This is a genomic window from Natronoarchaeum sp. GCM10025703, from assembly GCF_042661985.1.
In the GTDB taxonomy this organism is placed as follows: domain Archaea; phylum Halobacteriota; class Halobacteria; order Halobacteriales; family Natronoarchaeaceae; genus Natranaeroarchaeum.
In genome coordinates this window covers 2,895,508-2,916,987 of sequence record NZ_JBHSZF010000001.1, presented here as the reverse complement: position 1 = coordinate 2,916,987, position 21,480 = coordinate 2,895,508, and the positions used below count along the sequence as shown (strand labels likewise).

Genomic DNA, 21,480 nt, shown 5'->3' with positions numbered 1-21,480 from the left:
CCTCCGACGATACCCTTACTCCAGTAGCGTCCACAGTCGGCCGTGGTCGCCGTCCATTCGCTCCAGCAGGGCCCGGAACTGCGTCTTTCGCTCTTTGGTGACCGTCACTTCGACCATCCCCTCGTCCGGCTGGCCATAGACGACGGACGCACCCACTGGGGCGACTAACACTGCCGGTAAGGTGGCGAGATCCTCTTCCCCATCGACGACGATGGTCGTCGGCTTGCGGTGGGCCAGCGCCCGCTCCAGTGCGCTGAGTAGCTCCGCGCTGAGGGTGCCCGCCGGATTGACCACCTCGATCCGGTTCGGTAGCTCGTCGACCCGCTCGCGCACCTCGGCAGCGATATCACGCCGCTTCGTCCGCCCGTCGACGAGTGCGACGTCCGGCTGGTAATCGACCCGATCGAAATGGTACGTGACGATGTCGCCGACGGCGATCAGCGGTGATCCAGCCCCTTCCAGTAGCTCCTCGGGATCGGTGTACACCGTCCCCATCGGCTCTTTGAACGCGGAGCGTAGTTCGTCGGGAAGCGTGACGACGATATCTGCGCCGCCGTGATCCTCGGCTGACACGTTACCGGACTTTCAGCGCGTACGCGCCGGGCTCGGTCACTTCCATCTCGGTCGCGATCTTGCTCTCCTCAGGATGGGCGATATAGACGTAGCCGGCCCAGTCCCCGGTGAGACTGCTCGATCCGCAGGCGACGCAGTTCTGTTCGTCCGGACCGTTGACCCGGTGACACTCCCGACAGACGAGTCGATCCTCTGCCATTAGCTCTCACCGGCTTGCGCCTGGCGCTTGCTCCGCTCGTCTTCGAGCCAGCCGTGTTTGCCGAGGCCCGGCTGTTTCGCCGTCAGACCGATCTTGGAGTCTCGCGGATTCCGCTCGTCGATGCTCTTGGTGACGATCCGTGCTCGGACGGCATCGTCGACCGCGACCGCCTGGTCGGACTCGTTGGAGGCGAGTCGCTGGTTCTCGCCGTCGTAGGCGAGATACTCGTCGGAGATCTGCGAGACGTGGAGTAGTCCGTCGACCGGCCCGATGCCCACGAACGCCCCGAACTCGACGACTTCGACGACGGTCCCGTCGACGACTTCCTGCATCTGCGGATCGAACGTGACGGCGTCGAACTCGGCCTCGTAGTAGACGCCGGGTCGGTTCGGGAGCACTGCCCCATCCCCGATATCGCGGACGTTGACGACGCTGACGACCGAGCCGATCTCCTCGTCCATTCGTCCTTCGAGTTTGTCCTGCAGCAGTTTCTTCACGAGGTCCGGCGTGACGTTCGCCAGCTCCCGCGGCGGTACTTCGACTGTGTCTTTTAGTCTGACCCGTTTGTACATGGCTATGGTTGAGTGATTGCGAGTTTGTTCTTGCCCCTTAAACCAATTACTGCAACGGACGCGTCGAGTGCACGTTGCTGTAGGGGCTGGTCGTTCGTGACGACGTAGTCGGCCGTTCCCTCGCGGGCGAGTTCGACCACCGCGTCGTCGGCGTACGATGCGTCCGTGTCGAGGATGAGACACCGTTCCGTCGCTAGATCGTGTCCGACGCTGGCTGCGATGCCTTCGGTCCCTCCTTTCTCGGAGAGCGCCCGGAGCTCTTCGATGACTGCCTGCGGCGTCACGGGTTTGTACCCGTTCAGCAGCCTGTTGAGTTCGTCGAACAGCCGGACGTCGAGTTCGACCGGCATCATCAGCGCGTTGGTGTCGATAGCGACTGTCGGTGCCATCGCCGACTATCCTTTCAGCGTTCCGACGCCGATCAGCCGCCAGCGCGCGCCGACGCGGCGGTTGATCGCGATTTTGTCACCCTCGGCCGCACAGACCGGGCGCTTGAGCTTGAGTTCGCACTCGTCGCCGCGCGCGCTGGTGACCGATCCGACCGTCGTCGCCGTCCCGACCGTCAGCATCAGCGGTTCGCCCGTGCTGATCTCGTCGACGCTACCGCTCTCCTGGCCGACGATCCGATCGAGCAGGTCGACCTCCATCTCGAAGCTCTCCCACGTCGGCGGGAGCGTCCCCGATGGGCCGGCGACCTGTCCCGCCAGCGCGTCACCCTTCGTGAGGCTGGGGTCCAGTCCGGTGCCGACGCCGAGCAGGCCGCCCGGCGTTACGCGGTCGACGGTTTCGCCGCCCGCCTCTAGCGAGCGGATCTCCGTCTCGATGGGCTGGTACTCCGATTTCCCGCCCTCTTCGACCTCGCGACCGGGACGGATCTCGATCTCCTCGCCGTTTTCGAGGACGCCCTGCGAGAGGCTCCCGCCGATGACGCCACCGGTCAGGTCCTCCCAGGTCGTCCCCGGTCGGTTGATGTCGAAACTCCGGGCGACGTGCATCGTCGCGTCGGCGTCCGGATCCCGATCAGGCGTCGGGATCTCCTCTTCGACCGCCCCGATCAGGACGTCCATGTTGACGTCCTGGCCGGCACTGACCGGAACGACGGGGGCGTCTTCGGCGACTGTGCCCTCGACGAACTCCTGGATCTCCTCGTAGTTCTCCTGGGCGCGGTCGGCGTCGACGAGATCGATCTTGTTCTGTGCGATGACGATGTTGTCGATGCCGATGATGTCGAGCGCCATCAGGTGCTCTTCGGTCTGTGGCTGGGGGACCGGTTCGTTCGCGCTGACGACCAGGACCGCACCGTCCATGATCGACGCACCGGATAGCATCGTCGCCATCAGGGTCTCGTGGCCCGGCGCATCGACGAACGAGACGGTGCGCATGACCTCGCTTTCGGAGCCGTCAGGACAGGTCTCCTCGACGGTGTACCGTTCCGGTTCGTCGAGTCCTGGGCATTCGCGGAACGTGGCGTCGGCGTAGCCGAGACGGATGGAAATACCCCGCTTCATCTCTTCGGAGTGCTGGTCCGTCCACTCGCCGGACAGCGCCTGTACGAGCGTCGTCTTGCCGTGGTCCACGTGACCGACGAGTCCGATGTTCACCTCCGGTTGTCGATTGTTATCTGACATATGGGACAGTAATCTTGGTAGTGATTCGCCCCGAACGCCTGATAAACCTACTGTTCTCGACCCGGAGAACGGGGGAGACGACCGTCTCAGTGCCCGGTTCGCCAGCGTTCTCGCCCAGCGGGAACACAGCGTACATTTATTTTCCCCCTCGGGAAAGGTCGGGGTATGTCGTTGTACAGCGATGGAATCTCTCGGAGAACGGTTATCGAACAACAGAACGGTAGACCACGCAGACCGGCTCTCAGGACGGTGATATGATGACTGACACGACACTCGTCCTGGCCGCGCTTGCGCCACTGATCGTCGTCGCAGTCCTCCTGGTCGGGCTGCTCTGGCCCGCCGTCAGGTCGATGCCCGTCGCCTGGCTTACCGCGGCGGTCGTTGCAGGAGTCGTCTGGGGAATGCCACTCGACTGGATCGCCGCAACGAGCATCTGGGGTGTGATGCTCGCCATCGAGATCCTGTGGATCGTCTTCGGCGCGCTGGTGTTGCTCTACACGCTGATGCGGGCAGGCGCGATCGACCGGATCAACGAAGGGTTCGCGGCGATCAGCGAAGACCGTCGGGTACAGATCGTCCTGCTCGGCTTCTTCATGGCGACGTTTCTGGAAGGCGTCGCCGGCTTCGGGACGCCCGCAGCAGTCGTCGCTCCGCTCTTGCTCGCGCTCGGCTTCCCCGCCATGGCGGCGGTGGTCGCGGCACTGATCGGGCACGCTATCGCGACGACGTTCGGGGCCGTCGGCGTCCCCGTCCGTCCCGGCACGCTAGATCCGATCGAAGCGCTCGGTACGCTGTCGCCCGCGGAAGCGGCCGACTTCGTCTCGCAGGCCGCGGGAACCGCGGCGATATATCAGGTGTTAATTGGGGTGTTCATGCCCTTGATGGCCGTCTCGATGGTCGTCTACTTCTTCGGCGATCCCGACGAGCGCTCGCTCGCGCCGGTCCGCCCGGTCCTGCCGCTCTGTCTGTTCGCTGGGGTCGCCTTCGTCATTCCCTTCGCGCTGACGGCGCTCTTTATTGGCCCCGAACTGCCGTCTATCGTCGGCTCGATGGTCGGGATCACGGCCACCGTCGCGGCGCTCCGTGCGGGCTACTTCCTGCCCGAGGAAGAGTGGACGTTCCCAGACCGCGACGTCTGGCCTGACTACTGGGTCGGCTCGGTCGAACCTGGCGGTGAGAACGGTGCGGGCGGTGCGGCGGACGCCGGGGTCGACGATACCCCCTCGATGTCGCTCGCTCGCGCCTGGGCCCCGTACCTCCTGCTCGTCGTCCTGCTGATCGTCACGCGGGACTTCACCCCGATCGGCGAGATTCTCACGGACCTCGCGGTGTTCACGCCGACCTGGGAGGGTATTCTTGGCACCGAGGTCACGAACAGCATCGACTGGGCGTACGTCCCCGGGACCTGGCTGGTGCTGAGCGCACTGCTCGCCATCCCGCTGTTCGGCCTGGACGGTTCGCAGGTCGCCAGTGCGTGGCGTGAGGCCGGACAGAAGATCGTCTCTCCGGCGGTCGCGCTCGTGTTCGTGATCGGGATGGTCGGCATTATGCTCGAATCGGGCCAGTATCCGGGTGCGCCCGGCGGCGACAGCATGATGGTCGTGCTCGCCGACGGGACTGCCGCCGTCTTCGGTGATGTCTACACGGTCGTCGCCGTACCGATCGGCGTCCTCGGGACGTTCATCACCGGTTCGATCACGGTCTCGAACATCACCTTCAGCGGCCTCCAGTACGAGGTAGCGACCCAGTCCGGACTCCCACAGCACCTGATCGTCGGCGGCCAGATGATCGGCGGTGCGATCGGGAACGTGGTCGCTATCCACAACGTCATCGCCGCGCTGGCGACGGTCGGCCTCGTCGGACAGGAAGGCCGGGTAATCCGGTTGAACCTCATCCCGGTCATGTTCTACATCGTCATGGGTGCGATCGTCATCTCGATCGCAGTCGCGCTCTAAATTCACGCGAGCTTTTTTATCCGGCCACCCTAACCCCGCTTCGTGAGCGAGTTCGCGTTCGAGCTATCGCTGTGTGCCCACCTCGAAGCGACGACCGACCACCTGGTGGCTCGCCAACTCGGTGGCGGTGTCGCCGCCCCCGGCAAGCGAGTGCTCGATACCGTGCTCGTCGAACCGGGGCCGGCGTTCACGGAGCGCACCGCGATCACGCCGGAAACGATCCCTGCCGCCGCAATCGAGAGCGACGCAGGGCCGGGCCGGTTTCGCGACCGGCGCTCCGTAATCGACGGGCTACCGCGGTACGCCCGCCGAGTCGTCGACCGCGCGGTCGAGGCCGGCTTCTTCGAGCGCGAACGTCGTGACGGCCGCGAGCACGTCCGGCAGGTCGCCCGATATCCGGACGACTGGTTCGGTCGGCTCGTCGGCATCGAGAACAAACCCGATCTCGGCCGACCGGGCGCGCTGGCGACTCAACTACGGAAAGACGTCAGTCTGGGCCTGCTAAACGAGGTCGTCCTGGCGACCGAGAGCCACGTCACGGGCGCGCATCTCAATCGGCTTCCCGAGGAGGTCGGAGTCTGGCGGTTCGACCCCGATGCTGTCGACTCGGATGGGGTTTCCGCCCCGGTCGAGGTCGTCCGGGAGCCGACGCCGCTCGCCCCGGAGTCGACCGGGATCGAGTTGCTGGAGCGTCACGCCGGCCGCGCCGAAGTCGAACCGGCCGGTCCCGCCGCCAAAGCCACGGCCCGGCGGCGGATCGCCGAGCGCGCCTACGGCAAGGGCTGGCGGACCTACGACGCACCGGCCTGCAAACACGCGAGCCTGACCCCTTCTGCGGGCTGTGACGGTCTCCCCCACTGCTCGTGGTACGGCCGGTTCGTCGATGCCGCAAGCGAATGTGGCTCGGACTGTCCGGGCTACGAGGCGGCCGACGCTCCAGCGGCCGACTTCGACGCCGACCGCGCCGAGACGTCGCCATGGGTCGCCGATCCGAAGGGAAAACAGCGGCGACAGTCGGGGCTGGATCGGTTCGGATAGCGCCCGCTACTCGTGGAGTTCGTCGGCGTAGTACCGGAACAGGCCAAGCACCGCCAGAACCCCGAGTCCGAAGATACCAGCTCGAGCGGGGTCAGGAACTCGATGAGGGAGACCGTCGCCACGACGTAGCCGACAGCACCGACGAGGAACAACACGAGAAAACGACTCGCGTCCGACGCCCAGACCATGGCTCTCGCTGTCGAGGCCATATCGGTGTTCTCCTACAACGAGAACTGTTCGCCGTCGACGGCCAGTGGCTCCTCGAACGCCTCGTCGACGGGGTAGTAGTGGGCGAGGTGGACCAGCCGAGTTCGGTCGGCATCGAGGTCGTCGGCCAGCGAGAGCGCTCCCTCGCGGGTCATGTGTTTGGTCCCGAACGTCCGGGCGACGCCCTCGGCGTCGTGGTGATCTCCGCCTGCTGGGTGGTGCTCACAGAGATGTGCCGGGACGATGCCGTCAGCGAGAAACAGGTCCGGATCAGTCATTACTGACCGAGATTCCTCGGGTACGGCATAGCTCGTATCGCCCGAAAGCGTTAGCTTTGCGCCCGTCTCCGGATCCTCGACGACGACGCCGTAACAGAGCAAGGGCGGATGCTCGACGGGGACGAACGTTACGTCGAACCCGCAGGTCCGGACCGACTCGAACGGGGTCGTCGGCTGGACGTCGATGGCGTCGAGATAGCTGTACTTCCGGTCGACCGTCTCGGCGACGCTCTCGCCGGTCACTGGATCCGTCTCGTCGGCGGCGTAGACCGGTGCCTCGTTCAGCAGTCGGTAGACGTTCCCCAGTCCGTCGAGGTGGTCGAAGTGGATGTGACTGATCAGGATGCCGTCAGGGAGGTCGACGCCTTCGCGCTCGAACTGGTAGCGGAAGTCGGGGCTGGCGTCGATCAACAACGACTCGCCGGTGCGCTCGTTCTCGATGTACACCGAAAACCGGGTCCGCTCGATGTCGTGCTCCCGGGCGTACTCACAGGTCTCACAGTCGCAGTCCAGCGTCGGCGTTCCGGTCGTATCGCCCGTCCCGAGGAGCGTTACCTGCATTCTATCAGTGGTCGTGTGAGTGCCCGTCGTCGCTTCCGCCGCCGCTGATGTCGCCGCCGGCGACCAGCGCCTCGTGGTCGCCGTCCATCATGTCCATGTTCTTGAGGTTGTCGCGCTCCTCGAAGTCCTTGACGGCGTCGATCAGGTCTTTCTGGGTCAGGTTCGTCCGGTTCTCTGTCAGCGCGTCGAGGACGGCCTCGCGGAGCACCATCCGGAGGTCGCTCCCGGTCAGCCCTTCGGTGATATCGGCGACGGCATCGGGATCGAACTCCTCGATGTCCATCGCATGCGTGATCACCCGGAGGATGTCCGAGCGCATGCCACGATCGGGCTTGGGGAAGTTGACGATCTCGTCGAACCGTCGCCACGCGGCGGCGTCTAGCTGGTCCGGGTGGTTCGTCGCGCCGATCAGGAGCACTTCGTCCTCGATGAGGCTCACTTCGTCGATCGACTTGAGCAGGGTGTTGACCGCGCGCTTGATCGCGGCGTGTTCGTCCGAGGCGCGCGTCTTGGCGACGAAGTCGAACTCGTCCATGAACAGGATACACGGCGAGAGTCGCTTTGCGACCTCGAACACCTTCTCGACGTTTTTGGCCGTCTCGCCCAGATACTGGCTCGTGATCATCGAGAGTTTCACCTCGACGAAGGGCAGATCGAGTTCGTGGGACAGTCCTCGCGCAGCGGTGGTCTTGCCGGTCCCCGGTGGGCCGACAAAGAGCAGTTTACCGATCTCGCGGAGTCCGATCTGGGCCAGATAATCCCGGTGCTCGATCGCTTTGACGACCTTGTGGATCTCGTTTTCCTGATCCGGCGTCAGCACGAGGTCGTCGAGCGTCATCTCGATCTCCTCCGGTGCGCGGACGTCGACGAGGTCCAGCAGTTCCTCCTCGTCATCGTCGAAGAACTCGTCGAGCAGGCTGTCGATCCAGACGCGATCGGCCTGGATCGGGCGGTTCGCCTTCCGCGCTCGATCGTAGTCGACGCCCTCGACCTCGCTCTCGAAGACGTAGGCGAGCGTCGGGTTCGACTGGATCCGCTCGGCGTCGATGCGGTCGCGGAACCAGTCCTCGGCCATGTCCTGGTCGGTCAGCGAGATCGACCCGGAGAACTCGTCGCGTTCGGTGAACATCAGATCCGAAATCGCGGCCCATGGCTGATCGATCCCCGTCGCTGTTCGTGCGGTGCTGTTCGTCGCAGACAGCGGCCGCTCAATCTCTCCCTCCGACCAGAACACTTGCCGGTATCGCGGCGGCAGGTCGTTCTCGTCGAGCGACCGGTTGTCAGTGTAGAGTCGCGTCGTCAGCAGAAATTCGACGACATCTATCGACGCATCGCTCATTCTAGAAAACGTTGGTGTGGCCGAATGTTAAGGCCGTCGAAGACGACCGCGCTCGGGGCGGCTACCACGAACTGTCGTCGTTACCATCGCCGTCCTGCGTTCCCCACTCACCGGATCCGTCGGCTGTGTCGTCCCAGCCGCCGTCGTCGCTAAACTCCGAATCGTCCCAGGAACTCGATCCGGAATCCGACGTCCACGAGGTTTCGTCATCGATTCCGGGCGACTGCCCGTCCGTACTCTCGGAGCCGTTTCGGTACTGCTGGACCATAGCTCCGATTCCGACCGAGGAGACCGTCACCCCCACGATACCACCGACGATCGGTACGTAGGTGAGAGCCAGCACCAGCACGAATCCGATGCCGAACGCCAGCCAGAGCGTCTCCGTCGTCGGTGGGCGCTCCGTCCGGTCGGCGAACTCCTCGAGGAGATACCGACCCACCGTAATTTCGGCGATCACAGTCCCGACGAACGACACCACCACGAGCGCCAGCAGCAGCGGGAGCCCGATGAGCGCCCCCAGAATCGTCAGTATCAGTACGACACTGACGATGACGGCCCCGACGATGATGCCGAATCCGATCAACCCGGTCGTAACTGGCTCCGACCGGATATGCCGGTTCGTCGAGTTCGCGTACTTGGGTTTGAGGTGGATCAGGACTGCCGCGATCAGTGCGAAAAAGATCAGTGTCCCAGCGATGCCTACGAGGACGGCTGTCAGACTCAGTTCGTCGACTGCTGTCGCGAGCTCCTGGGGATCCTGTTGCTGTGCCGTCGCGACGCCCGAAAACAGGACGAGCGCACACGCTATCGCGATCGAGTGGAGGGCGGAACGGTCCATATTTATCACTGGTTCGGTATCGAATATAAACGTGGTGATGCCGTCCCTCTCGGTGAACTCCGGGAGTGACCCCTTCCAGTTCTACGTGTTTTTAAGTTCATTAACGACTATTGCAGATACATGTCCGACGAAACGACTCCAGTCATCGCCGCGGCGTATCGCACACCCCAGGGGAAAGAAGACGGCGTCTTCGCCGACGTACGAAGCGAGGATCTGTCCGTCCCGCTGATCGACCACATCCTCGCCGAGAGCGGTCTCACTGGCGAGGACATCGACGACCTGCTGTGGGGCTGTGCCCAGCAACGCGACGAGCAGGGCAACAACGTAGCACGGGTCATCGCCCTGCTCTCGGAGCTCGGCGAATCCGTCCCCGCAACGACGATCAACCGCTGGTGTGCCTCCTCGATGCAGTCGGTCATCTCGGCGGCCGACGCCATCGCCGCGGGCAACCGTGACGCCCTGATCGCGGGCGGCGTCGAATCGATGTCCCGCGTCCCGATGGGCGAGAACACCCACAAGGTCCACCCGCGCCTGGCCGAACTGTACAACATCGGCGAACTCCAGATGGGGATGACGGCCGAGAAAGTCGCCGAAGAGTACGGCGTCTCCCGTGAAGAACAGGACGAGTACGCCCTGCAGAGCCAGCAGCGCGCCCACGAGGCGACCGAGTCCGGGCGCTTCGACGACGAAATCGTCCCCATCGAGACCGAGGACGGTCTCGTCACCGAGGACGAGGGGATCCGCCCGGGCACCTCGCTGGAGAAACTCGCCGAACTCCCGACCGTGTTCAAGTCCGACGGGACGGTCACGCCGGGCAACGCCTCGCAGGTCAGCGACGGCGCGTCGGCGACGCTCGTGACCAGCAAGGCCTTTGCCGAGGAGCACGGCCTCGACGTTCTCGTCGAAATCGGCACCAACAACGTCGCCGGCGTCGATCCGACGGTGATGGGGATCGGTCCCGTTCCTGCCACCCGTGGCCTCCTCGACCGCGCCGACCGGGATATCGAGGACTACGACCTCGTGGAACTGAACGAGGCCTTCGCGAGCCAGACCGTCTACGCACGCGACGAACTGGGGATCGATCCGGACATCTTCAATGTCAACGGCGGCGCAATCGCCATCGGGCACCCGCTCGGAGCCAGCGGCGCGCGCCTGCCCGTGACGCTCGTCCACGAGATGATAAAACGCGACGCCGACCGCGGGCTTGCGACGCTCTGTGTCGGCTTCGGACAGGGAGCGGCGATCGAGTTCGAGCGTCCCTGAGCTGATCGGCCTGGACTTTTTGGCCCAGCTTTTGCAAGGCCGAGCGCGAGCATCGCGAGCGCGACGGCCGAGAGAAAAGGTGGTCGTGACAGGGAGCGGCGATCGAGTTCGAGCGTCCCTGAGCGCCCAGACCGCGTAAGCAGGGTTTTACACCTCGACATCGTACCGCTTTCACACTGTGACCACTCCCGCCATCGAGGCGCACGATCTGACGAAGCGCTACGGCGACATGACGGCGGTTGACGACCTTTCGCTGTCGATCCCGCAGGGCGACGTCTACGGCTTTCTCGGCCCGAACGGCGCGGGCAAGACGACCACGATGCGGATGTTCACGACGCTGACGAAACCGACTGCGGGCGAGGCTCGCGTCGCCGGTCAGCCGATCACCGAGCGCGACAGCGTCACGCCGCATATCGGCTATCTCCCGGAGGAGCCGCCGCTGTACGACGAGCTAACCGGGCGCGAACAGCAGAGTACGTGGCCGGGCTCCGCGATATGCCGGACGAGGTCGCGACCGAGCGGATCGACCGACTGCTGGGCCGGTTCGACCTCGCGGCGGACGCCGGCAAGCGGATCGACGCCTACTCGAAGGGGATGCGCCAGAAGGTCGGCGTCATTCAGGCCGTCCTGCACGAACCCGACGTGGTCTTTCTCGACGAACCGACGAGCGGGCTCGACCCCCGTGCAGCCCGAACCATGCGCGAGACGATTGCCGACCTCGCGAGCCGCGAGATGACGGTGTTCCTCTCGACGCATATCCTGCCGGTCGTCGACGACCTTGCCGACACGGTCGGCGTGCTCTACGACGGTCGCCTCGTCGCCGAGGGGACGCCCGAGGGCCTGAAAACCCGGGCAGAAGCGGAGCGGGCCGACGGAGAGGACGACGGGAGCCTCGAAGACGTCTTCCTCGATATCACGCGTGACGGCGAAGCACCCGACGAACACAAGAGCGGTCGGACGCCCCTATGAGGCGGGCGCTCGAACGGGCCGTCAGGATCGCTCGAACCGAGGCGGTGCGTCATGCTCGGCAGCAACGCGAACAGCCCTGGCGGATCTTCTTCGAGCTATTTCTCGTCGTGTTCGTCACGCTCGTCGTCGTCGGACGCGTCCCCGGGGTCGGCCTCTATCCGGAACCCGGCGCGTATCACTACGGACAGGTCGCCGCCAGCGAGTCGCCGGGGACCGCGCTCGTCGCCGCACGCGGGTTCGTCGGTATCGTCTTCGTTATCGTCACGCTGGTGACCATGCTCTGGACGATGAAGGCTCAGGACTGGCGCGAGCAGGCGGACGGACTGCTGACGACCGTCCCGATTCCGACACTCGTCGCCGGCGACCTGCTCTCGAAGATACTCAAAGTGGGTCGATTTCTCTCGGTCGCGTCGCTTGCCGGTGCTATCGCGTTCGCGTCCGGGAGCGAATCGGTGCTCGGCGGCGTCCTCTTCGTGCTCGCTGCGTTCGCGCTCGCCTCGACTGCGACCGCGGTCGGCTACACCGCTGGCCTTGCGGGACTCGCGCTCGCCAGTTACTCGCCGTTCGTCCGCGAGCATCGGGTCCTCGTTGGCTCTCCGCTCGTGGCGCTGTACTTCGGGCTCTTCGTCGGTAGTCGCCGGGCGAGCGCAGTTCTCGGCGGGCTACCGATCGGCTGGTACGCCGACATCCCGATGACGGCGGCGACGGGGACTGGCGTCACGACCGCTGGTGCGGCGCTATTCGGGACGACGCTCGGCGGCGTCTCGCTGTGGTGGACCAGCGCGCACCTCGCAGAGCGGGCGTGGCTCGGCGACGGGGTCGCTCCGGCTTCGGTCGAGTCGTCGGCCCGATCCCCGACGACCGACCAGTCGCCCAGACTGCTCGAAAGAGTGCCCACGACCTGGCTCTCTCGCCCCACCAGGGCCGTGATCTACGCCGTCTGGCGCCGGACCGTTCGGGCACCACAAGCGTTGCTGTACGTCTTCCTGCCGTTCGTCCTGCTGCTGGTCATCGGGATCGAACTCGCCGCCACCGCGCCGGCGTCCATCCCGGTTCTCGTCGCCGTCTACGGTGCCGGTGCCGTCGGAGCGGGTGCGACCCTCAACCCCCTCGGGAACGAGGGCCGTACCCTCCCGGTCACGATGACGACGCCCGGCGGACCGCGTCACCTCGTTCGCGGGTACGTGCTCTCGGCCGCCCTCGTCGGCGTGCTCCCGGTCGTGGTTCTCGTCGCTCTCGCGACCCTCGGCGTGACGGCTTCGCCCGTCGCAACGGTTGCGATGGGGCTGTTCGCCGCCATCCTCACCGTCGCCTTCGTGGGGGTCTCGGTCGGCATCGGTGCGTGGCTCCCCGAGTTCGACGGGCTTCGCCCCGCCGACAGCGCGGGCCTCACGACGCCCCACGTCTACGCCGTGTTCGCCTACTCGCTCGTGCTCGCGCTCGCAGCGTACCGGTACTCGGGGCATTCTTGCTCCAGAGCGCGACTGCCAACATCGCTCCCATCGCTGTGGTGAGCGGCGGCGTCGTTACTCTCGTGGTATCGATGCTCGCAGGCGGCCTGTCCTATCGCTATGCCGTCCGGACCTTCGAGTCACACCAGTACGGCGAGTGAGGGCCGATAGAGCAGCCGCTCACAGGTTTATATACGATCACGCTTCCAACCGGCCCATGCGCTGACGCTGCTGCTACGGCGCTGGCCTGTGCAGGTGCTCGATACACCACGCCGTACTCCAGTTCGTATCGACTGTTCGCTAGACACTAACGTTGATTACGCCCCCGCTCTTAACATCTCGTATGGCCGACAAACCGACGTCCGGCGAGATTCTCGGCGTACCGTACAACTTCGAGCGACCGAACATGCGGCGGCTACTTTCCTCGTACTGGGAGCCGGGCGAGGGAATGCTGGTCGAGAAGCCGTTTGGCATCGGCTACACGCTGAATCTGGCCAACTGGCGCTCCTGGGTTGTGCTGGCCGTTGCCGGTGTCTTGCTCTGGCTCGAACGCGGCGGCGACGAGAGCGAGGGCGATGCCGACGAAGAGCCGGTCGAAGTGATCGTCGACGACGACTAACCGACGCCTATTTTCCCCGGGGCCTCCGACCGGCGGGTATGATCCAGTTCGTCACCAGCAACGAGGGCAAGGTCCGCGAGGCCCGCGAGTACCTGCCCGAGGCGGTTCGACAGGTCAACTACGATTACACGGAGATCCAGAGCGACGACCTCGGCGCAATCGTCGAACGGGGCGCACGCGAGGCGCATCGCGAGATCGACGGCGACGAGCCGGTGCTGGTCGACGACACTGGGCTGTTCGTCCAGGCGCTCGACGGCTTCCCGGGACCGTACTCTGCGTACGTCGACGACACGCTCGGGATCGAGCGCGTCCAGCGACTCGTCGATGACGAGGAGAACCACCGTGCCGCCTTCCGCACCGTACTGGGCTACTGCGACGGCGAGACCGTCGAGACGTTCGAGGGGAGTCTCCGTGGGCGGATCGTCCCGCCGCGTGGCGACGGCGGGTTCGGCTACGATCCGATCTTCGAGCACGACGGCCGGACCCTTGCGGAGCTATCGACCGAAGAGAAAAACGCGATCTCACACCGCGCACGGGCGTTATCGACGTTCGCCGACTGGCTGGCCGAGCAGGCCTGATCAGGCGCGGGGATCACTGTCTGGACCGGGATACTCTCCCTCGTGAAGCGCCCCGTACAGACTCTCGGGATCGAAGACGGCGGCGAACGCCTTCGGATGCCGGACGCTCATGGAGACGTGCCCCTGCAGGGACGCACCGGTCTGGACGCTCCCCAACTGTTCATCGAAGGAGAGAACATGTGCCGCCTGCCCGCGGTACGCGCTGGCCAGTGCCGGGTGATCCCCCGTCGGATGCTCGATACGGACGCGCTCGCGCTCGATGCGGTCGCGCCAGTCTCGCGCTAACTTCTCGGACGCGAACCGCTCGATCAGCGCCGCTGCGTCGTCGACGAGCGGGTCGCTCGCGAGCAACTCGACCCAGGAGTGAGATCGGACGTGATCGAGGGCCTCCCGTGCCGCGCCGCCAACGAGGAGGTCGGCGGCCAGCACGTCCGCATCCGCGACGACGCTCGCGGGATCGACTGTCGTCTCCCGGTCAGTCATCGGCACGCTCCGCTCGACGGTCGGCGAGCGCTTCGATAAGCTCTCTTTCCTCGACTGTCCAACGCTCGCCGCGCTCGAATAGCTCCGACCAGTTCATGGCTGTTGTAACGGCGTCGCCCGACAAAAACGGATCGGCCTGCCCTACAGCCGTCATACGACCGTCTGACGGGGCTTTAACTATCGGTGCGAGTAGCTATCGGATGGGTGCGTCCGAGTACCGCTCTTCCCATCGCGCACCCCACACTGCTCTTCCCCTCGCGCGAGACGGCCCAGTTCTAGCGAACTACCGTCAGAACTGTCGTTACTCCGCGCAGGCTCCGGGTTCAGCGGAACTCTCTGCGCGCATCATGGCTTCCTCGTCGATCTCGTAGAGGCTCTGTCTTGCGTCGGCGAAGTAGACGTCCTCGTCGACGATACCGATGTCTTCTAACCGTTCCAGAGCGTAACGAACGGTTCGCGCTGAGAGCATTGATTCCTCGACGATCTGTTTTTGTGTCAGGGGTCCGTCATACTCTAGTACCTTGAAAACGAGTTTTGCGCTCGGCGGGAGGTCTTCGATATCTTCCCCATCAGTGCCAGCCATCGTTATACTCAGGTTGGTCCAGAGGCATAAAGATTGAGGGGTTACCCCCGGGTGACCGCGGCGTTGCAACAGATTACTGGCTCTCCACGGAACAGTCCTCACGGCCCCGAGACAGTGTAAGTAGATCCTACCCGGCTACGAAGCCGTTCCAAACGTATGAGAACCACTTTTACAGTTCAATAGGGGTGCCGGGCAAGCTGTAGTTGTAAGCGGTAGATCACGATGTCAACTAACAGCAAAAACCGACTCGAAGGCCAGTTCGCCGGAATCGACCTCGACGGCCAACCCCACGCGCTCAGCGCGTGGTTCGTCGTCGCGCTCCGACTCGTCATCGGCGGTATGATCCTGTTCGCCGGTCTGGGCAAGGTCAGCGAATGGCCGTTCGATGCGGCTGGCTATCTCGTCCACAGCGTCGACCCGGCCAGCCCCGTTAGCGGGCTCTACGCGGCGATGGCCGAGAGCGCGCTCGTGATGGACGTCGTCAACATCGCCGTGCCCGTCGGCCAGTTGCTGATCGGCATCGCGCTGATCACTGGCGCGTTCGTCCGCCTGGCGGCGTTCTTCGGCAGCGTCCAGATGATGGCGTTCTACCTGGGCGGCTGGGCAGGTGAGTTTCTGGCGCTGTTCGATTCGACGCTGACCTACGCCGTCGTGTTCCTGGCGGTCGCCGCCTTCGGCGCGGGCCGGATCCTCGGAGTGGACAGGTACCTCGAACAACTCGAGGTGGGTGGCGACCCCCTGATCGAGACGTTCCCCGTGTTGCGCTACCTGATGGGCTGAATCGGGGGAATCGACGATCCACGGCCAGAAACGACGGCGTAGCCGTCGACGATGCCGTTTTCGATTGCGGCAGTCGCGCGGTATCGACCCTGACTGAACGATAGCAGTGGAACGAACTCCTTTTTACCGGTGATGCCCGAATAGTGAAATATGTCGACCGAAACTGCCAGCCCGAAGGCTGAACACCTACGGGCGGTGACGATTACGACCATCACCGCGCTTGCCGGCGTGGCCGCGGCGTTCGGTTCGCTGTACATCGGCGGGACGGGCGCGGAGGCCGCGAGCGACCGCATGGCCCAGGTTGTCGTCGTCGTCGCGATCATCGCACAGATACCCCTCTACGACCTCCTCGGCTTCGACGATTACGGCGGCGTGAAAGACTACCTGTACGTCGCGTTCATGACCTTCGCCTTCTGGTTCGTCTCGTGGGGCATCATGCTGACGACCGGCTTCTCACTCTGAGATGGCGGACGACAGTATCGCAGTCGTCGATCTGGAGCGCTGTCAGCCGGATCGATGTAACTACGAGTGCAAGAACTACTGCCCGCCGAACCGGACCGGAAAGGAGTGTATCACGCTCCGCGGCGAGGAAGCGCGGGAGGGACAACCGGAGCAGGTTCACATCTCCGAGGAGATCTGTCTTGGCGAGACCTGTGGCATCTGCGTCGACAAGTGCCCGTTCGACGCCATCGAGATCATCAATCTCCCACAGGAGCTAGATGACGAACCGGCCCATCGCTACGGGGAGAACGCGTTCTCGCTGTACGGCCTGCCGGTCCCCGAAGACGGCAAAGTCACGGGGATCCTCGGTCCGAACGGGATCGGGAAGACGACCGCCGTCCGCATCCTCGCGGGCGAGATGGTCCCCAACCAGGGGAACCACGAGTCGCCGCCGAGTTGGGACGACGTCCTCGAACGGTATCGGGGATCGGAGCTTCAGGACTACATCGCCGCCGTGCGCGACGGCGACATCGAGGTCTCCCGGAAGCCCCAGTACGTCGACGAGATCCCGGGCCAGTTCGACGGGAACACGCGCGAACTGCTCGAACACACGGACGAGCGCGGGGAACTCGACTACCTGATCGACCGGATGGATATCGGCCCGGTGATGAATCAGGATATCGATAGTATCTCCGGCGGAGAGCTTCAGCGAGTCGCCATCGCGGCCTGTCTCGCGCGAGAGGCGGACTTTTACTTCCTCGACGAGATCACGCCGTATCTGGACATCGGCCAGCGAATGACTGTCGCCCGACTGGTCCGTGAACTCGCCGAGGAGGAAGACAAGTCGATGCTGGTCGTCGAACACGACCTGGCGATCCTCGACCTGCTCGCGGATACGCTCCACATCGCGTACGGGTCCCCGGGCGCGTACGGTGTCGTGACGTCGCCCAAGTCGGTTCGGAACGGCATCAACGAGTATCTCTCCGGCTATCTCGACAACGAGAACATGCGGATCCGGCCGAACCCGATCGAGTTCGAGGAGCACGCCCCGCGCCCGGTCAACAACGCCCAGACGCTCACGGAGTATCCGGATCTCTCCAAGAGCTACGGCGAGGGCGAGTTTACTCTCGACGTCGAGGGGGAACGATCCGCAAGGACGAGGTGCTGGGAGTCGTCGGTCCGAACGGGATCGGAAAGTCGACCTTCGCGAAGATGCTCGCCGGTTCGCTGGAACCGGACGAGGGCGACCTCGACGTCTCGCTCGATATCTCGTACAAGCCGCAGTATATCGATATTGACCAGCCGATGCGGGTCGACGCGTTCCTTTCGTCGATCACCGACAAGTTCGGCTCCTCGTACTGGGACACGGAGATCGCTCAGCCGCTCCAGCTCGAACGCATCATGGAGCAGAACCTCACCGACCTCTCCGGCGGTGAGCGCCAGCGCGTAGCTATCGCGGCCTGTCTCTCGGACTCGGCGGATCTGTACCTACTCGATGAGCCCTCGGCGCACCTGGACGTCGAACAGCGGGTGCAGGCGGCGAGCGCGATCCGTCGGTACGGTGAGCAACAGGACGCGACCGTCATGGTCATCGATCACGACATATACATGATGGATCTGCTGGCCGATCGGCTGATGGTGTTCGACGGCGAACCGGCCGAGCACGGTCACGCCGGAAAACCACAGGCGATGCGGTCGGGCATGAACGAGTTCCTCGCGAACCTGGAGATCACGTTCCGCCGCGACGGGCGCGTCGGGCGCCCGCGGATCAACAAGCCCGACAGCCAACTCGACCGCGAACAGAAACGCGACGGCGAGTACTACTACTCAGTCTGAACCGACTCTCCCAGCCCTTGGGAAGGGAGAGCTTACTGGCGGTATACGGCAGTTTACCCCGCTTTTTGTGGTCCGCTTCCGACCGAGCGCCGGTACTCTAAACAATATAGTAACGGTAGATCCCCTCTGAACCATGGTAACAATAAACACACCATACTCAGAATAAGCTACTATTTCGCGCGGTGGCTACGCACCGCTGTCCTGATAGGTACCTGTCACTGATCGTGTCAGTTAGCCGCAATCAGATAGCAGCTATCAGTAGTTAAAAAATAGTATAAAACGTGATGGTTCGGATAACGAGTCGGTAACCTGCGAAAAGCCCCTTTATGCTACTCCAACCCTACCCGAGTATGGTAGATGACACCGAAGCCGACGAATCACGCTCGACTGGCCTTACCCGCCGTTCCTGGCTCGCTGGTGCTGGCGGCGGCGGCCTATTGTTCGGTACGCTGGCTCTACTCGGTCGGTCCAGCGATCTGAAAGCTTCGGAAGATACTCTGACACCGAAACCGACCGGCGGATTCAGTGTGGAAGACGAGCCTGACGTGGACGACCCGAACGTCGTTCACCTCGGCGAGGAAGGAATGAAGGAAGGCGACGACGCCGGTGCGTGGTTATCGGACTACATCGACGACGGGATGGAGATTATTGTCCCCGCGGGCACGTACGACTACTCCACGAGAGCGTTCACCCGCGGTCATGGCTCCGGCTACGCCGACCTCGTAGTCCGCGGCGAAGGCGAGTTCGGCGACGTGGTGTTCGACCACGGCGACGGTTACACGTTCTCGGAAGTGATCGCCGCCAACGGCGGTGACGTTCTGGTCGACAACATCACCTGGCGGGGCGTCGCTGACGGTAACGGTAACATCACTGCCCGCGCACACGATGGTGACGAGGTGACGCTCCGTCGCGTCGCTCGACCCGACGGCAGCAACGACAACGGGGAGGGCGTGTTCGTGCGGCCAGAACACGCTGGTGTCGTAACCCTCGAAGACTGCTGGATGGAAGCGTTCACTGACAATGGCGTCTATGGCAGCGCACCGGGTGGCTCCAGCGGAAACAATGGCGAGGTCAACGTGATCGGTGGCCTTTACCGGAACAACAACATCGCGAACATCCGCGTCGGCGGGTCGAACTCGACAGTTGACGGCGCGACGGTCGTACTCACCGACCAGCAGCGCGAGCAGTGGGGCTCCAGTCGGAGCGTCAATATGCGTGGCATCTGGGTCCGCGAGGGAACGGACGGGAAGGGTCACGATATTACGATCAAGAACTGTGACGTCTACAGCGAACTGCCGTACGCGCCGATCGAGGTCAACCCGCGTGACGGGGGTGGCAGCGGCGTGATCGAAGATACTCGCGTCTACAACGAGGGCGATGCCACGGCGGTCGGCCACCTTGGCGGTGACTGGGAATCGGATAATCTCCATATAACCGGTGATGGCGACACGTCCAACGACCTCGGTGACGGAACCGGTTGTCGCGGCCTGACCTGTGAGAAAGCAACGCCGGTCGCTGTCGAGCCGGTAGGTGAGCAATAATGGACGGAACATCACGACAGGAGTGGGAAAGCCTCCGGATGGATCCCGATGCGGCAGAAGACCTCGGCTATGAATCCACGGAACTCGACATCGTCTCCGTCGAGCGGTCCGATCGCGACCAGCGGCTCTTCCTCCCTGCCGACGAGGACGCCCTCCACGAGGACGCGTTTATCGTCGCGGACGCTGACGCTGTTTGTGACCTCGTAGAGCAGATCTAACGCTCGTTTCGCCCCGGTAACCGTCACAAAGATTTTCACTGCTGGAGCCGCATCTTGTCATAGCTCTATCCGCGACTCGGCGGTTGCAGTCGCGGAGGGACCATCGCACAACAATGACGGATGCTAACTCTCCCGACGTATTCGAGCCGCCTCGATCCTCTGTCGAAACGAAACCGGTCCCGGTCGACGATGTCAACTCGCTTGCTACGTCTGTCGTCGACAACGTGAAACGGGTGATCGTCGGGCAGGACGACGTGATCGAACACGTCATCGTCACGATACTTGCCCGCGGTCACGTGTTACTCGAAGACGTCCCCGGTGTTGGGAAGACGATGCTCGCCCGGTCGATCGCCCGCTCGGTCGACTGCCAGTTCAAACGGGTCCAGTTCACGCCTGACCTGCTCCCGGCCGACATCACGGGCGTCAACGTGTTCAACAAGCAGAGCCGCGAGTTCGAGTTCCAGCCGGGGCCGGTGTTCGCCAACGTCGTACTGGGTGACGAGATCAACCGGGCACCGCCCAAGACCCAGAGCGCGCTCCTGGAAGCGATGGAGGAGCAACAGGTAACCGTCGACGGCACGACGCGCCCGCTTCCGCAGCCCTACACCGTCATCGCGACGCAGAACGCGGTCGAACCGGACCGGACCTATGACCTGCCGCTGGCCGAGGTCGACCGCTTCACAAAGAAGCTCCAACTGGGCTACCCCGACCCGGACGACGAAGTCGAGATGCTCGACCGGGTCGTCGGGACGCATCCGATCGAATCGCTCTCCGCTGTCACCGACACGGCGACGCTCGTCGGCGCACGCCAGGCCGTTGCCGAAGTGACCATTGAGGCGCCGATCAGGGAGTACGCGACCCGCCTCGCCACGTACACGCGAGAGAATGCAGAACTTGGCACCAGTCCCCGTGCAACGGTCTCGCTCCTCCGGAGCGCACAGGCACGGGCAGCGTTTTCGGGGCGCGGCTACGTGCTCCCGGACGACCTCAAGACCGAAGCGCCGGCCGTGTTCTCACACCGGATCCGTACCGGAGACGGCAGCCGAACCGCCGCGGAGGTCGTCGAGGACGCACTGGCAACGGTGCCGGTGGAATGACGGGGGCGCTCCGATGAGGCCGACGCGCCGGGGTGGGGTGTTGATGGCACTCGTCCCGACGTGGCTATACATGGCCGCCGAGTTCGGCCCCCGGTCGCTTGACGCTGTCGTCGGCCCGGTAGTCGTCGCGCTCGTGGCCGCGGCCCTGCAGGTACAACTCAGCGGTCTCCCGGAGATCGAACGGCAGATGCCAAAGCCCGGGGGCGTCGGTGCCACCCGGTCCGTCGAACTCACGTTCGATTCCGGCTCGCCGACCGCGGCGACGATCCACGATCACGTCGGACCGGGGCTGGATGCCACCGGGAACCGGCAGACGACGACCATCGGTGCCGGGCCGCTCTCGTACGAACTCCGCCTCACAAAACGGGGCGAACACCGGATCGGGCCGCTCGATGTCGAGACGACCGACGTGCTGGGACTGTTCGCCCGACGG

Annotated in this window: 22 protein-coding genes and 2 pseudogenes; 13 read left to right on the top strand and 11 right to left on the bottom strand. The window is 64.2% G+C overall.

Annotated features, from left to right (window positions below; all coding sequences use genetic code 11):
- Positions 1-15: 15 nt before the first annotated feature.
- From ACFQH2_RS16325 to ACFQH2_RS16305, 5 genes are read right to left on the bottom strand one after another with little or no spacing between them, the layout of a single operon-like run.
- Positions 16-573, bottom strand: coding sequence for a GTP-dependent dephospho-CoA kinase family protein (locus ACFQH2_RS16325; RefSeq protein WP_377055431.1), 558 nt, complete (start codon positions 571-573; stop codon positions 16-18).
- A 1-nt stretch (position 574) separates the two neighbouring features.
- Positions 575-772 (bottom strand): transcription elongation factor subunit Spt4, encoded by a 198-nt coding sequence (gene spt4 / locus ACFQH2_RS16320; protein WP_377055429.1) that lies wholly within the window; start codon positions 770-772, stop codon positions 575-577.
- Positions 772-1,344 carry a DNA-directed RNA polymerase gene (locus tag ACFQH2_RS16315; protein ID WP_377055427.1) on the bottom strand — a complete coding sequence of 191 codons (573 nt, stop codon included), beginning with the start codon at positions 1,342-1,344 and terminating at the stop codon, positions 772-774. The genes spt4 and ACFQH2_RS16315 overlap by 1 nt, the downstream gene beginning before the upstream one ends.
- A 2-nt stretch (positions 1,345-1,346) precedes the next feature.
- Positions 1,347-1,733 (bottom strand): twitching motility protein PilT, encoded by a 387-nt coding sequence (locus tag ACFQH2_RS16310; protein ID WP_377055425.1) that lies wholly within the window; start codon positions 1,731-1,733, stop codon positions 1,347-1,349.
- A 6-nt stretch (positions 1,734-1,739) separates the two neighbouring features.
- The gene (locus ACFQH2_RS16305; protein ID WP_377055423.1) at positions 1,740-2,972 is read right to left on the bottom strand and encodes a translation initiation factor IF-2 subunit gamma; all 1,233 of its coding nucleotides are present in this window, start codon (positions 2,970-2,972) and stop codon (positions 1,740-1,742) included.
- A gap of 257 nt (positions 2,973-3,229) precedes the next feature.
- Here ACFQH2_RS16305 and ACFQH2_RS16300 point away from each other — a divergent pair, with 257 nt between their 5' ends.
- Both ACFQH2_RS16300 and ACFQH2_RS16295 read left to right on the top strand, forming a co-directional pair.
- Complete coding sequence (locus ACFQH2_RS16300; protein WP_377055421.1) at positions 3,230-4,927, top strand: L-lactate permease; 1,698 nt, start codon at positions 3,230-3,232, stop codon at positions 4,925-4,927.
- 42 nt (positions 4,928-4,969) lie between these two features.
- The gene (locus ACFQH2_RS16295; protein ID WP_377055419.1) at positions 4,970-5,965 is read left to right on the top strand and encodes a DUF5787 family protein; all 996 of its coding nucleotides are present in this window, start codon (positions 4,970-4,972) and stop codon (positions 5,963-5,965) included.
- A 221-nt stretch (positions 5,966-6,186) separates the two neighbouring features.
- Here the strand turns inward: ACFQH2_RS16295 and ACFQH2_RS16290 are convergent, their stop codons facing one another.
- From ACFQH2_RS16290 to ACFQH2_RS16280, 3 genes are all read right to left on the bottom strand, one after another.
- Positions 6,187-7,011: an MBL fold metallo-hydrolase gene (locus tag ACFQH2_RS16290; RefSeq protein WP_377055415.1), complete on the bottom strand. Its 825-nt coding sequence runs from the start codon at positions 7,009-7,011 to the stop codon at positions 6,187-6,189.
- A gap of 4 nt (positions 7,012-7,015) precedes the next feature.
- Positions 7,016-8,350, bottom strand: a complete 1,335-nt coding sequence (locus tag ACFQH2_RS16285; protein WP_377055413.1) for an ATP-binding protein — start codon at positions 8,348-8,350, stop codon at positions 7,016-7,018.
- Between the two features lie 61 nt (positions 8,351-8,411).
- The gene (locus tag ACFQH2_RS16280) at positions 8,412-9,188 is read right to left on the bottom strand and encodes a hypothetical protein (protein WP_377055411.1); all 777 of its coding nucleotides are present in this window, start codon (positions 9,186-9,188) and stop codon (positions 8,412-8,414) included.
- A gap of 120 nt (positions 9,189-9,308) precedes the next feature.
- Between ACFQH2_RS16280 and ACFQH2_RS16275 the strand changes: the two genes are divergently transcribed.
- The 5 genes and pseudogenes from ACFQH2_RS16275 (at position 9,309) to ACFQH2_RS16255 (ending at position 14,068) form a co-directional block, all read left to right on the top strand.
- The gene (locus ACFQH2_RS16275) at positions 9,309-10,451 is read left to right on the top strand and encodes a thiolase family protein (RefSeq protein WP_377055409.1); all 1,143 of its coding nucleotides are present in this window, start codon (positions 9,309-9,311) and stop codon (positions 10,449-10,451) included.
- A gap of 253 nt (positions 10,452-10,704) precedes the next feature.
- Positions 10,705-11,420 (top strand): annotated as a pseudogene (locus tag ACFQH2_RS16270) (ABC transporter ATP-binding protein).
- A complete protein-coding gene (locus tag ACFQH2_RS16265; RefSeq protein ID WP_377076930.1) occupies positions 11,417-12,934 on the top strand; it encodes a hypothetical protein in 1,518 nt (505 codons plus the stop codon). The pseudogene ACFQH2_RS16270 and the gene ACFQH2_RS16265 overlap by 4 nt, the downstream one beginning before the upstream one ends.
- A 280-nt stretch (positions 12,935-13,214) precedes the next feature.
- A complete protein-coding gene (locus ACFQH2_RS16260) occupies positions 13,215-13,490 on the top strand; it encodes a DUF5808 domain-containing protein (RefSeq protein ID WP_377055405.1) in 276 nt (91 codons plus the stop codon).
- A gap of 38 nt (positions 13,491-13,528) precedes the next feature.
- Positions 13,529-14,068 carry an XTP/dITP diphosphatase gene (locus ACFQH2_RS16255; RefSeq protein WP_377055403.1) on the top strand — a complete coding sequence of 180 codons (540 nt, stop codon included), beginning with the start codon at positions 13,529-13,531 and terminating at the stop codon, positions 14,066-14,068.
- Here the strand turns inward: ACFQH2_RS16255 and ACFQH2_RS16250 are convergent, their stop codons facing one another.
- Together ACFQH2_RS16250 and ACFQH2_RS16245 are read right to left on the bottom strand one after the other, a co-directional pair.
- The gene (locus ACFQH2_RS16250; protein ID WP_377055401.1) at positions 14,069-14,551 is read right to left on the bottom strand and encodes a DUF7384 family protein; all 483 of its coding nucleotides are present in this window, start codon (positions 14,549-14,551) and stop codon (positions 14,069-14,071) included. It abuts the gene before it with no gap.
- A gap of 301 nt (positions 14,552-14,852) precedes the next feature.
- Entirely contained in the window at positions 14,853-15,134 is a 282-nt protein-coding gene (locus tag ACFQH2_RS16245; RefSeq protein ID WP_377055399.1) for a MarR family transcriptional regulator, read from the bottom strand.
- Positions 15,135-15,356: 222 nt separating this feature from the next.
- Between ACFQH2_RS16245 and ACFQH2_RS16240 the strand changes: the two genes are divergently transcribed.
- From ACFQH2_RS16240 to ACFQH2_RS16215, 6 genes and pseudogenes are all read left to right on the top strand, one after another.
- A complete protein-coding gene (locus ACFQH2_RS16240) occupies positions 15,357-15,914 on the top strand; it encodes a DoxX family protein (protein ID WP_377055397.1) in 558 nt (185 codons plus the stop codon).
- Between the two features lie 150 nt (positions 15,915-16,064).
- Positions 16,065-16,376 (top strand): hypothetical protein, encoded by a 312-nt coding sequence (locus tag ACFQH2_RS16235; protein WP_377055395.1) that lies wholly within the window; start codon positions 16,065-16,067, stop codon positions 16,374-16,376.
- A gap of 1 nt (position 16,377) precedes the next feature.
- Positions 16,378-18,191: pseudogene (locus ACFQH2_RS16230) on the top strand (ribosome biogenesis/translation initiation ATPase RLI).
- Between the two features lie 350 nt (positions 18,192-18,541).
- Complete coding sequence (locus ACFQH2_RS16225) at positions 18,542-19,732, top strand: hypothetical protein (RefSeq protein ID WP_377076929.1); 1,191 nt, start codon at positions 18,542-18,544, stop codon at positions 19,730-19,732.
- A complete protein-coding gene (locus tag ACFQH2_RS16220; protein WP_377055389.1) occupies positions 19,732-19,950 on the top strand; it encodes a hypothetical protein in 219 nt (72 codons plus the stop codon). The genes ACFQH2_RS16225 and ACFQH2_RS16220 overlap by 1 nt, the downstream gene beginning before the upstream one ends.
- 113 nt (positions 19,951-20,063) lie before the next feature.
- The gene (locus tag ACFQH2_RS16215; protein ID WP_377055387.1) at positions 20,064-21,047 is read left to right on the top strand and encodes an AAA family ATPase; all 984 of its coding nucleotides are present in this window, start codon (positions 20,064-20,066) and stop codon (positions 21,045-21,047) included.
- A 64-nt stretch (positions 21,048-21,111) separates the two neighbouring features.
- Here ACFQH2_RS16215 and ACFQH2_RS16210 read toward each other — a convergent pair whose 3' ends face one another.
- Positions 21,112-21,423, bottom strand: a complete 312-nt coding sequence (locus ACFQH2_RS16210) for a hypothetical protein (protein ID WP_377076928.1) — start codon at positions 21,421-21,423, stop codon at positions 21,112-21,114.
- Between the last annotated feature and the right edge of the window lie 57 nt (positions 21,424-21,480).

Coding starts and splice junctions, on each gene's coding strand:
- spt4 (WP_377055429.1), bottom strand. CDS start 772: ATGGCAGAGGATCGACTCGTCTGTCGGGAGTGTCACCGGGTCAACGGT.
- ACFQH2_RS16315 (WP_377055427.1), bottom strand. CDS start 1,344: ATGTACAAACGGGTCAGACTAAAAGACACAGTCGAAGTACCGCCGCGG.
- ACFQH2_RS16310 (WP_377055425.1), bottom strand. CDS start 1,733: ATGGCACCGACAGTCGCTATCGACACCAACGCGCTGATGATGCCGGTC.
- ACFQH2_RS16305 (WP_377055423.1), bottom strand. CDS start 2,972: ATGTCAGATAACAATCGACAACCGGAGGTGAACATCGGACTCGTCGGT.
- ACFQH2_RS16300 (WP_377055421.1), top strand. CDS start 3,230: ATGACTGACACGACACTCGTCCTGGCCGCGCTTGCGCCACTGATCGTC.
- ACFQH2_RS16290 (WP_377055415.1), bottom strand. CDS start 7,011: ATGCAGGTAACGCTCCTCGGGACGGGCGATACGACCGGAACGCCGACG.
- ACFQH2_RS16285 (WP_377055413.1), bottom strand. CDS start 8,350: ATGAGCGATGCGTCGATAGATGTCGTCGAATTTCTGCTGACGACGCGA.
- ACFQH2_RS16280 (WP_377055411.1), bottom strand. CDS start 9,188: ATGGACCGTTCCGCCCTCCACTCGATCGCGATAGCGTGTGCGCTCGTC.
- ACFQH2_RS16275 (WP_377055409.1), top strand. CDS start 9,309: ATGTCCGACGAAACGACTCCAGTCATCGCCGCGGCGTATCGCACACCC.
- ACFQH2_RS16265 (WP_377076930.1), top strand. CDS start 11,417: ATGAGGCGGGCGCTCGAACGGGCCGTCAGGATCGCTCGAACCGAGGCG.
- ACFQH2_RS16260 (WP_377055405.1), top strand. CDS start 13,215: ATGGCCGACAAACCGACGTCCGGCGAGATTCTCGGCGTACCGTACAAC.
- ACFQH2_RS16255 (WP_377055403.1), top strand. CDS start 13,529: ATGATCCAGTTCGTCACCAGCAACGAGGGCAAGGTCCGCGAGGCCCGC.
- ACFQH2_RS16250 (WP_377055401.1), bottom strand. CDS start 14,551: ATGACTGACCGGGAGACGACAGTCGATCCCGCGAGCGTCGTCGCGGAT.
- ACFQH2_RS16245 (WP_377055399.1), bottom strand. CDS start 15,134: ATGGCTGGCACTGATGGGGAAGATATCGAAGACCTCCCGCCGAGCGCA.
- ACFQH2_RS16240 (WP_377055397.1), top strand. CDS start 15,357: ATGTCAACTAACAGCAAAAACCGACTCGAAGGCCAGTTCGCCGGAATC.
- ACFQH2_RS16235 (WP_377055395.1), top strand. CDS start 16,065: ATGTCGACCGAAACTGCCAGCCCGAAGGCTGAACACCTACGGGCGGTG.
- ACFQH2_RS16225 (WP_377076929.1), top strand. CDS start 18,542: ATGGTAGATGACACCGAAGCCGACGAATCACGCTCGACTGGCCTTACC.
- ACFQH2_RS16220 (WP_377055389.1), top strand. CDS start 19,732: ATGGACGGAACATCACGACAGGAGTGGGAAAGCCTCCGGATGGATCCC.
- ACFQH2_RS16215 (WP_377055387.1), top strand. CDS start 20,064: ATGACGGATGCTAACTCTCCCGACGTATTCGAGCCGCCTCGATCCTCT.